Genomic DNA, 257 nt, shown 5'->3' with positions numbered 1-257 from the left:
GTGCGTTTGTCCAGGGCGACCGCCCGCCGCCCCGCCGCGGTCTTCGGGTCGCCCTCGACGACGTGGTAGCCGGCGGTCGTACGGTTACGTTCGACCGTCAGGACGCCCTGGTCGAGGTCGACGTCGACCCAGCGTAGGCCACACATCTCACCACGCCGTAGGCCCCGCAGCGCGGTCAGCCACCAGAACGCGAACAGCGAGTCGTCGGTCACCTCGCCCAGGAAGGTGGCGAGTTGGTCGGCGGTCCAGACCGCCAC

The 257-nt window shown here is 70.4% G+C and carries 1 pseudogene; it reads right to left on the bottom strand.

The features are described from left to right. Window positions 1-257: pseudogene (locus tag ACFHWT_RS31625) on the bottom strand (site-specific integrase); the annotation flags it as partial.

This window comes from Micromonospora sp. LOL_021 (assembly GCF_048060215.1).
GTDB lineage: Bacteria > Actinomycetota > Actinomycetes > Mycobacteriales > Micromonosporaceae > Micromonospora_E.
The sequence above is the reverse complement of the archived record's forward strand: the minus strand, read 5'-3'. Positions and strand labels throughout refer to the sequence as shown.